This window comes from Cumulibacter manganitolerans (genome assembly GCF_009602465.1).
GTDB classification, from domain to species: Bacteria; Actinomycetota; Actinomycetes; order Mycobacteriales; family Antricoccaceae; genus Cumulibacter; species Cumulibacter manganitolerans.
Genome location: NZ_WBKP01000084.1, coordinates 1 through 9,328, shown reverse-complemented (window position 1 = coordinate 9,328; position 9,328 = coordinate 1). Strand labels below are relative to the sequence as shown.

The 9,328-nt window shown below is 73.2% G+C and carries 8 protein-coding genes; 4 read left to right on the top strand and 4 right to left on the bottom strand.

Going from position 1 to position 9,328, the window contains the following annotated elements:
• Nucleotides 1-360: 360 nt before the first annotated feature.
• Nucleotides 361-3,672 carry an acetyl-CoA carboxylase family protein gene (locus tag F8A92_RS17690; RefSeq protein ID WP_153506500.1) on the top strand — a complete coding sequence of 1,104 codons (3,312 nt, stop codon included), beginning with the start codon at nucleotides 361-363 and terminating at the stop codon, nucleotides 3,670-3,672.
• Nucleotides 3,673-3,870: 198 nt separating this feature from the next.
• On the opposite strand, the gene F8A92_RS17685 is transcribed toward F8A92_RS17690, so the two are convergent.
• From F8A92_RS17685 to F8A92_RS17675, 3 genes are read right to left on the bottom strand one after another with little or no spacing between them, the layout of a single operon-like run.
• Nucleotides 3,871-4,428 carry a MogA/MoaB family molybdenum cofactor biosynthesis protein gene (locus tag F8A92_RS17685; protein WP_228389555.1) on the bottom strand — a complete coding sequence of 186 codons (558 nt, stop codon included), beginning with the start codon at nucleotides 4,426-4,428 and terminating at the stop codon, nucleotides 3,871-3,873.
• Entirely contained in the window at nucleotides 4,425-4,895 is a 471-nt protein-coding gene (moaC, locus tag F8A92_RS17680; RefSeq protein ID WP_153506499.1) for a cyclic pyranopterin monophosphate synthase MoaC, read from the bottom strand. The genes F8A92_RS17685 and moaC overlap by 4 nt, the downstream gene beginning before the upstream one ends.
• A 26-nt stretch (nucleotides 4,896-4,921) precedes the next feature.
• Nucleotides 4,922-6,145: a molybdopterin molybdotransferase MoeA gene (locus F8A92_RS17675; RefSeq protein WP_228389554.1), complete on the bottom strand. Its 1,224-nt coding sequence runs from the start codon at nucleotides 6,143-6,145 to the stop codon at nucleotides 4,922-4,924.
• Between the two features lie 337 nt (nucleotides 6,146-6,482).
• Here F8A92_RS17675 and rplM point away from each other — a divergent pair, with 337 nt between their 5' ends.
• From rplM to glmM, 3 genes are all read left to right on the top strand, one after another.
• Nucleotides 6,483-6,929, top strand: coding sequence for a 50S ribosomal protein L13 (gene rplM / locus F8A92_RS17670; RefSeq protein WP_153506498.1), 447 nt, complete (start codon nucleotides 6,483-6,485; stop codon nucleotides 6,927-6,929).
• 31 nt (nucleotides 6,930-6,960) lie between these two features.
• Nucleotides 6,961-7,368 carry a 30S ribosomal protein S9 gene (gene rpsI, locus F8A92_RS17665; protein WP_153506497.1) on the top strand — a complete coding sequence of 136 codons (408 nt, stop codon included), beginning with the start codon at nucleotides 6,961-6,963 and terminating at the stop codon, nucleotides 7,366-7,368.
• A gap of 83 nt (nucleotides 7,369-7,451) precedes the next feature.
• The gene (gene glmM / locus F8A92_RS17660) at nucleotides 7,452-8,795 is read left to right on the top strand and encodes a phosphoglucosamine mutase (protein ID WP_153506496.1); all 1,344 of its coding nucleotides are present in this window, start codon (nucleotides 7,452-7,454) and stop codon (nucleotides 8,793-8,795) included.
• A gap of 66 nt (nucleotides 8,796-8,861) precedes the next feature.
• Here the strand turns inward: glmM and F8A92_RS17655 are convergent, their stop codons facing one another.
• Nucleotides 8,862-9,284, bottom strand: a complete 423-nt coding sequence (locus F8A92_RS17655; protein WP_228389553.1) for a class I SAM-dependent methyltransferase — start codon at nucleotides 9,282-9,284, stop codon at nucleotides 8,862-8,864.
• Between the last annotated feature and the right edge of the window lie 44 nt (nucleotides 9,285-9,328).

Below are 9,328 nucleotides of genomic sequence, written 5' to 3'. Positions count from 1 at the left end.
CGGCCTGCCGCTTGAGCTTGTCGGCGCCGCCCATCTGCTGCACCATCCGGGCGCGTTCGGCGATCTGCTCGACCTCGCTGGACCAATCACGTTCGTCATGACGGTCGATCGTGTTGCTCATCTGAACCTTCCGAAGGGTGTGCGGTCGAGCCGCGAGTCTCACTGCTCACTACAGGGATATCAGCGTTGACGCCGCACAGGTGGCCGCCCCCACCCGATAGCCCACAACGCGGGAGCCGGCGCCTGCGGTCGAGGGAACTCCCTCGTGAGCGCCGGCTGGGGAAGCCACTCGATCCTGGCGCGCACCTCCCGCGTTAAGTTCAGCAGTACCACTCACCACGCCGAGGAGGCACTCCGCCGATGAGCGAGGCCGCACACCCGAACGCCGTTCTGATCGCCAACCGCGGAGAGATCGCGCTGCGCGTCGCGCGCACCGCCCAGCTGATGGGGCTGCGCACCGTCGCGGTCCACTCGGAGGACGACGCGGACGCCCCGCACGTGCGGCGCTGCGACGACGCCGTGCCGCTGCCCGGCGTCGGCCCCGCCGCGTACCTCGACGCGGCCGCGGTCGTCGCGGCCGCCACGGCGTCCGGCGCCACCCTGGTGCACCCGGGCTACGGGTTCCTGTCCGAGAGCGCGGAGCTGGCCCGCCGGTGCGCGGAGGCGGGCCTGACGTTCGTCGGACCGGACGCCGACGTGCTCGAGCGGCTGGGCGACAAGGGCCGGGCGCGCGAGCTCGCGGACGCGCTGGGCATCGCGACGGTGCCCGGCACCGCCGCGGGCTCGGACGCCGACACCATCGCGGGATTCGTCGAGCGGATCACCGGCGAGGCCGACGAGGCGTTCGCCGGCGCAATCATCAAGGCCGCGCACGGCGGCGGTGGACGCGGCATGCGCATCGTGCGCGACCGCGACGCGGCCACGGCGGCGTACGACTCGGCCCGCAGCGAGGCCAAGGCGGCGTTCGGCCGCGACGAGGTGTACGTCGAGGCACTGCTGCGCGACCCGCGGCACGTCGAGGTGCAGGTGATCGGCGACGGCACCGGCGCGGTCACCCACCTGCACGACCGCGACTGCTCGATGCAGCGGCGCCACCAGAAGCTCATCGAGATCGCGCCCGCCAGCGCCGTCGCGCCCCGGATCCGCGAGGAGATCGCCGCCGCGGCGGTCCGGATGCTGTCCTCGCTGTCCTACCGGGGACTGGCGACGGTCGAGTTCCTCGTCGCCGGCGACTCGTGGTTCTTCATGGAGGTCAACCCGCGGATCCAGGTCGAGCACACGGTCACCGAGGAGGTCCTCGGCCGCGACCTGGTGCGCGACCAGATCGACGTGTGCACCGGTCGCACCCTCACCGAGATCGGCCTCGAGCAGCGGCAGGTCCCCGAGCCGGCCGGGCACGCGGTGCAGATCCGCATCAACGCCGAGAAGATGGGACGACAGGGGCAGCCGCTGCCGCAGGCCGGCACGGTCGGCGGGGTCACCTGGCCGTCCGGGCGCGGCGTCCGGATCGACTCCGCGGCGGGCCCCGGCTACGTCATCAACCCGCGCTTCGACTCGCTGCTGGCGAAGATCATCGTGCACGACGCCGCGAGCGACCTGCCGGGCATCCTGCGCTTCGCGGACGCGGTGCTGGCGCAGACGGTGATCGCCGGCGTGCCGACGAACCTGGGCTTCCAGCGGGCGATCCTCGCCTCCAAGGGCATGCGCGGCGCCGCCAGCACGCAGTACGTCGACCGCCACGGCAAGGACCTCGCGCAGCGCGCCGCGGACCTCGAGCCCGCTGCCGACCGGCCCGCGACGTCGGCCGCTCCGGAGGCGGCCGCGCCCGCCGTCCCGGTGCCCGAGGGCGCCGAACCGCTGGCCGCGCCGATGAGCGGCGTCATCACGGCGGTCGAGGTGGCCGAGGGAGACACCGTCTTCGCCGGCCAGACCGTGGTGCTCATCGAGTCGATGAAGATGCAGCACGTCGTCGCCGCGCCGTCCGGCGGCCGGATCGTGTCGATCACCGTGCGCGAGGGCACCGTCGTGGACGCCGGCGCCCCCGTCGGCCACCTCGACGCGTCGGTCGCGGTGGACGGCGACGACGCGGTCACCAGCGAGCTGGACCTCGACCGCATCCGCGCCGACCTCGCCAACGTGCACGCCCGCAAGCGGCTGCTGCTGGACGAGGCGCGGCCGGACGCCGTCCGCAAGCGTCACGAGCACGGCAACCGCACCGCCCGCGAGAACGTCGACGCGCTGTGCGACGACGGCACGTTCGTCGAGTACGGCGGGTTCGCGGTCGCCGCGCAGCGCCGCCGCCGGCACCTCGACGACCTGATCCACAACACGCCCGCCGACGGCATGATCACCGGCGTCGGCCGCGTGAACGGCCGGATGTTCCCCGAGGACCGCGCCAAGTGCGCCGTCCTCGCCTACGACTACACGGTGCTCGCCGGCACGCAGGGATTCTTCAACCACCACAAGACCGACCGCGTGCTGGAGGTCGCCTACCGCAACGAGCTGCCGGTGGTGTTCTTCGCCGAGGGCGGCGGCGGTCGGCCCGGCGACCTGGACCCGCCGAAGGCGGGCGGCCTGGTCACGCACACCTGGACGGCGCTCGGGAAGCTCAGCGGCAGGGTGCCGCTGATCGGCGTGGTGGCCGGCCGGTGCTTCGCCGGCAACGCGGCGATCCTCGGGTGCTGCGACGTCATCATCGCCACCGAGGACTCCAACATCGGGATGGCCGGCCCCGCGATGATCGAGGGCGGCGGGCTGGGCGTCTACGCGCCGACCGAGATCGGCCCGATCGGGGTGCAGGTCGCCAACGGCGTCGTCGACATCGCCGTCCGCGACGAGACGGAGGCGGTCGCCGCGGCCCGGCGCTACCTGTCGTACTTCCAGGGTGACGTCGCCGAGTTCCAGACGCACGACCAGCGCGAGCTGCGGCACGTCGTCCCGGAGAACCGCAAGCGGGCGTACGACGTCCGCCGCGCGGTCGAGCTCGTCGCGGACGTCGACAGCGTCCTCGAGCTGCGGCCCGGCTTCGGCACCACGGTGCTCACCGCGCTCGCCCGCATCGAGGGCCGCGCGGTCGGCATCATGGCCAGCAACCCGGCGGTGCTCGGCGGGGCGATCGACTCCGACGGCGCCGACAAGGGCGCCCGGTTCATGCAGCTGTGCAACGTGTTCGGGCTGCCGATCGTGTCGCTGTGCGACACGCCCGGCTTCATGGTCGGCCCGGAGTCGGAGAAGACCGCCGCCGTCCGCCACTTCTCCCGGATGTTCCTCGCCGGCGCGAACATCGACGTCCCGATCGCCGCGGTGGTGCTGCGCAAGGCCTACGGGCTCGGTGCGATGGCGATGGTCGGCGGCTCCCTGCACGCGCCGCGGATGACCGTCTCATGGCCGACCGGCGAGTTCGGCGGGATGGGCCTGGAGGGCTACGTGCGGCTCGGCTTCCGCAAGGAGCTGGAGTCGATCGACGACCCGCAGGAGCGCGAGCAGCGCTACGAGGAGCTGCTGGCCGGGATGTACGAGCGCGGCGGCGCGATCAACGTGGCCATGCACCTGGAGGTCGACGACGTCATCGACCCGATCGACACCCGCAAGGCGCTGGCCGGCGCGCTCGTCGACGTCCCGAAGGGGAAGTGGGTCAACGCGGCGCACTCGCCGTTCGTCGACGCCTGGTGAGCCCGGCGGCCCGGCCGATCGCGCTCGCCTAACGCGAGCGGGCGTGCGCACTCCGAGCGGGCTTGGGCTCCCTGGGCGGGTTTGTGCACTCCGAGCGGGCTTGGGTACCCCGAGCGGGCCGATCGGTCCGCCCGCTGGGCGCGAGCCCGCTCGCTAGCCAGGGGCCCGAATGGCGGGCATGAGTCCGATCGCGGGGCGTCAGGCCGGTCGGGGGTGATCGCCGCCGCCGAGCTGGCTGAGGATATGCGGCAGCAGCGGCGTCAGCACCGCAAGCGCGTCGCGCACGCCGCCGGTCGAGCCGGGCAGGTTGACGATCAGGCACCGTCCGGCCACGCCGGCGAGCCCGCGCGAGAGGACGGCGGTCGGCACCTTCGGCGCGCCGTACGCGCGGATCGCCTCGGCGATGCCCGGCGCCGGCCGCTCGATCACCTCCGCGGTGGCCTCTGGGGTCACGTCGGTCGGTGACAGCCCGGTGCCGCCCGTGGTCAGCACGAGCGCGGCGCCGCCGTCGACCGCCTCGCGGATCGCGGCAGCGAGCCGCGCCCGGTCGTCCGGCAGCACCGAGCGGCGGACGTCGAGGCCCAGCTCGCGCAGCGCGCCCTCGAGCAGCTCGCCGCTGCGGTCGGCGTACACGCCGCTGCTCGCCCGGTTGGACGCGGTGACCACCACGGCCAGCCCGCTCAGCGCCGGGCGGTCTGGCTGCCCCGGGTCGTCGGGCGGTGCCGGGCGGTCGGGCGGTGCCGGATCCGCGGTCACGGGCGGTTCCACTCGCCGGTCTTGCCGCCGAGCTTCTGCTCGACCCGCACGTCGGTGATGGTCGCCGCCGGGTCCACGGCCTTGACCATGTCGATGATGTTCAGCCCCGCGACGGCGGCCGAGGTGAGCGCCTCCATCTCGATGCCGGTGCGGTCGGCGGTGCGCACGACGGACGTGATCAGCACTCCGTCGTCCTCGACCTGCAGGTCGACCTTCACGGAGTGGATCGCGATCGGGTGGCACAACGGGATCAGGTCGGGGGTGCGCTTGGCCGCGGCGATGCCGGCGATCCGGGCGACGGCGAGCGCGTCACCCTTGGGTACGCCCTCGCCGCGCAGCAGCGCGACGACCTCGGGTGTCGTGAGCACCTTGGCGGTCGCGGTCGCCTGCCGCGCGGTGACGTCCTTCGCGGAGACGTCGACCATGCGCGCCTGTCCGCGCTCGTCCACGTGAGTGAGATCGGCCATGTCGGCGCCGTCCTTTCGGTCTTCGGCTACAGCGCGGGGTCGAGCAGCCAGATCTCGACCTCGTCGCCGGGGTTCACGGAATCGACGTCCTCGGGGATCACCACGAGCGAGTTGGCCCGGGCGAGGGAGGCGAGCATGTGCGAGGGCGGGGTGCCGACCGGCGTCACCGAGCCCGACGGGACGTCGCACTCGCCCCGCAGGAACTGGCGCTTGCCGACGGGGGAGCCCTGCGCCGCGCCCGCCCAGGTGCCGACGAAGCCGGGACGCTCGGTGTCGGCGACGCCCATCCAGGCCAGCAGCGCCGGGCGCACGTACACCTCGAAGGAGACGAACACGCTCACCGGGTTGCCCGGCAGGGTGATGATCGGCGTGGACTCGAACAGCCCGCAGCCCTGCGGCATGCCCGGCTGCATCGCGGTCTTGACGAACTCGACCGACCCGCCGAGGGCGTCCTTGACCACCTCGTAGGCGCCGGCGCTGACCCCGCCGCTGGTGATGATCAGGTCGGCGCCGGCGGCCTCGTCGCGCAGCCGCGCGTGGAACGCCGCGACGTCGTCCTCGACGAGGTTGAGCGCGCGGGCCCGCGCCCCGATCCGGGTGAGCGCCGCGACCAGCTGGACGGAGTTCGACTCGTAGATCTGCCCGGGCAGCAGCTCCTCGCCCGGTCGGACCAGCTCGCTGCCGGTCGAGAGCACCAGCACCCGGGGCCGCGGGTAGGCCAGGACCGTCGCGTGGCCGACGGCGGCGGCGAGCCCGAGGGCCGCGGGGGTCAGCGTCGTGCCGGCGGTGAGCAGCACGTCGCCGGCCGCGGCCTCCTCGCCCTTCGGGCGGACGTGCTTGCCGGCCGCCACGCGCTCGGCGACCGTGACCTGCGCGGGCGCCGCGCCGGTCTGGGCCGCGTCCGTCAGCTCGACGGGCACCACGGTGTCGGCGCCGTCCGGCACCGGGGCGCCGGTCATGATGCGCGCGGCACTGCCCGGCGCGAGCGGGGCGACCTCGGTGGCGCCCGCCGGGATGTCGGCGCTGACCGGCAGGGTGGTCGGCCCGTCGGCGGCGAGGTCGGCGTGCCGGACGGCGTACCCGTCCATCGCCGAGTTGTCGAAGGTCGGCAGCGCCACGCGGGCGACGAGATCGTCGGCCAGCACCAGCGCGTCGGCGTCCGCGAGCGGCACGTCGGTGGGCCGGGCGACGCCGAGCAGGTCGCGGACCCGGGCGGCGTACTCGTCGACGGAGATCAGTGCGGACGGCATAGCGCGACCCTATCGCGGCTCCGCCCACCGGCCCGATCGCCGCCTCCCGCCGCCGCGGTACCGTGAGGGAGGCCACCCCGCGGGCCGGCGGCCGTGCTTTGACCGATCCGGTCGGGCCCTGTAAAGTTAATCGTCGGTCCGCTGGCCATTCGTATCCGCGGCGCTACGGCGCTGCGTCGGCCCCGGCAGACCACCGATCGCGCCGAGCGCCGGACAAATGCACAGTGGCTTGCACCATGCGCCCTGGGTATGAATCAGCGCCCGGTCACACCAGAGTTTGTTCAGAGCGAGACCTGCCCGGCAGGACTCCCACGATGCAACGAAGAAGGCAGTTCAAGTGCGCACGTACAGCCCGAAGGCCGGCGAGGTCACTCGCGTCTGGCATGTCATCGACGCCAAGGATGTCGTCCTCGGTCGCCTCGCCACGCACGCAGCGACGCTGCTGCGCGGCAAGCACAAGCCGCAGTACGCCCCGCACGTCGACACCGGCGACTTCGTCATCGTCATCAACGCCGACAAGGTCGCCCTGACCGGCAACAAGCGCGATGCCAAGCTCGACTACCGCCACTCCGGCCGCCCGGGCGGGCTGAAGTCGCGCACCTACGGCGAGGTCCTCGACGGCCCGCGCCCCGAGCGCATCGTCGAGAAGGCCGTCAAGGGGATGCTGCCGCACAACAAGATGGGTGCCAAGCAGATCCGCAAGCTCAAGGTGTACGCCGGCAACGAGCACCCGCACGCCGCGCAGGACCCGCAGGTCTTCACCATCGACCAGGTCGCCCAGTAAGCGCCGGCGAGAGATTCAAGGGGAATCACGCATGACCACCACCACCGTCGCCGACAAGCCGGTCCAGACCGTCGGTCGCCGCAAGGAAGCCATCGTCCGCGTCCGCCTGGTGCCCGGCACCGGCAAGTTCTCGCTGAACGGCCGCGAGCTGGAGAACTACTTCCCGAACAAGGTCCACCAGCAGCTCATCAAGGAGCCGTTCGTGACCCTGGAGAAGGAAGACCAGTACGACGTCGTCGCGCTGCTCAAGGGCGGCGGCATCACCGGCCAGGCCGGTGCGCTGCGCCTGGGCATCGCCCGCGCGCTCATCGACCTCGACTCCGAGGACCGGCCGCCGCTGAAGAAGGCCGGCTTCCTCACCCGCGACCCGCGGGTCAAGGAGCGCAAGAAGTACGGCCTGAAGAAGGCGCGCAAGGCTCCGCAGTACAGCAAGCGCTAACGGCGCGACGCGCAAGCAGGGGGTGTCCGGGGTCGGGCACCCCCTCTGCCATTCTCGGGGCGATCAACGAAAGGTTTGAATACATGGGACGACTGTTCGGCACCGACGGGGTGCGTGGCCTGGCCAACGGTGAGCTGCTGACGCCGGCGCTCGCGCTACGGGTGGGGGAGGCCGCCGCGCGGGTCCTGCTCGAGGACGTCGACGGGCGGCGTCCGCTGGCGGTGATCGGCCGCGACGGCCGGGCCAGCGGCGAGATGCTCGAGGGTGCGGTGGTCGCGGGCCTCGCGTCCGCCGGTGCCGACGTGATCCGGGTCGGCATGCTGCCGACCCCCGCGCTGGCGTTCCTGACCTCGCACTTCCGCGCCGACATCGGCGTGATGCTGTCGGCCAGCCACAACCCGATGCCGGACAACGGGATCAAGATCTTCGCCCGGGGCGGCCACAAGCTGCCCGACGAGGTGGAGAGCGAGATCGAGCGGCTCGTGCTGAGCGACGAGCCGTGGGACCGCCCCACCGGCGCGGACGTCGGGCGGGTCACCGATCACCTCGAGGCCGAGGGCGCGTACGCCGACCACCTGCTGGTCTGCACGCCGGCCCCGCTGAACGGGATCAAGGTGGTCGTCGACTGCGCGCACGGCGCGGCCTCGCACGTCGCGCCGGACGTCTACCGGCGGGCCGGCGCGGAGGTCGTCGTGATCGGCGCGTCCCCCGACGGGACCAACATCAACGACGGCGTCGGCTCGACGCACCTCGACGAGCTGCGCGCCGCCGTCCGCGAGCACGGCGCCGACCTCGGCATCGCGCACGACGGGGACGCCGACCGGTGCCTGGCCGTCGACGCCGACGGCAACGACGTCGACGGCGACCAGATCCTGGCGATCTGCGCGATCGCGCTGCGCGAGGCCGGCGAGCTGCGCGACAACACCGTCGTGGCGACCGCCATGAGCAACCTCGGCTTCCACCACGCGATGCGCGAGCACGGCATCACCGTCGCGACGACGGCCGTCGGCGACCGCTACGTGCTGGAGAAGCTGCGGGCCGACTCGCTGTCCCTCGGCGGCGAGCAGTCCGGGCACGTGGTGTTCCTCGACTCCGCGACCACCGGCGACGGCCTGCTCACCGCTCTGCAGCTGATGTCGCGGATGGCGCAGACCGGCAAGTCGCTCGCCGAGCTGGGCCGTGTCGTCACCCGGCTGCCGCAGGTGATGATCAACGTCCCGGTCACCGACCGCGAGCGCGCGGCGTCCGCCCGTCCGGTGTCGGAGGCGGTGCGGCGCGCCGAGGTCGAGCTCGCCGGCGCCGGCCGCATCCTGCTGCGCCCCAGCGGCACCGAGCAGATCGTGCGGGTGATGGTCGAGGCGCCCACCGAGGACCAGGCGCAGAACGTCGCCGAGAAGGTCGCGAAGGTCGTGCAGACCGCCCGCTGACCCCGTTGAGTTGTGACGACTTCGGGCGACGTCGCCCGAAGCGGCAACAACACAACGGGTGACGGGTCAGCGCACGGCGCGCAGCGCGCTGAACCGCGCGTCGGCGCCCAGCACCTCGACCGCGTCGAATGCCTCGCGCAGGTAGCGGTGGTGGCGCAGGTGCCGGTTGGCCACCACGTACAGCGCCCCGCCGGGCCGCAGCGCGCGCCGCGCCTGCTCGAGCAGCCGGACGCCGACCCACTCGTCGACCGTCGTCCCGGCATGGAACGGCGGGTTGCACAGCACGACGTCCAGGCTGCCCGCCGCGGCGTCCGCGAGGCCGTCGCCCAGCGTGAAGGCGGCCGCGCGCTGCCCGAGGTTCTCCGTCCACGAGCGCCGCGCGCTGGCGAGCGCGGCGGCCGACTCGTCGACCAGCAGGTAGCGCGCGTCGGGGTTCGCCCGCGCCGACGCGATCGCCAGGACGCCGTTGCCGCAGCCCAGGTCCGCCACCGCCGCGGCGCCCAGCCCGGTGGTCGGTCCCGATCTCGATCACC

Excerpts from the sequence above, each read along its gene's own strand:
- F8A92_RS17690 (WP_153506500.1), top strand. The coding sequence starts at position 361 with ATGAGCGAGGCCGCACACCCGAACGCCGTTCTGATCGCCAACCGCGGA.
- rpsI (WP_153506497.1), top strand. The coding sequence starts at position 6,961 with ATGACCACCACCACCGTCGCCGACAAGCCGGTCCAGACCGTCGGTCGC.
- F8A92_RS17675 (WP_228389554.1), bottom strand. The coding sequence starts at position 6,145 with ATGCCGTCCGCACTGATCTCCGTCGACGAGTACGCCGCCCGGGTCCGC.
- moaC (WP_153506499.1), bottom strand. The coding sequence starts at position 4,895 with ATGGCCGATCTCACTCACGTGGACGAGCGCGGACAGGCGCGCATGGTC.
- glmM (WP_153506496.1), top strand. The coding sequence starts at position 7,452 with ATGGGACGACTGTTCGGCACCGACGGGGTGCGTGGCCTGGCCAACGGT.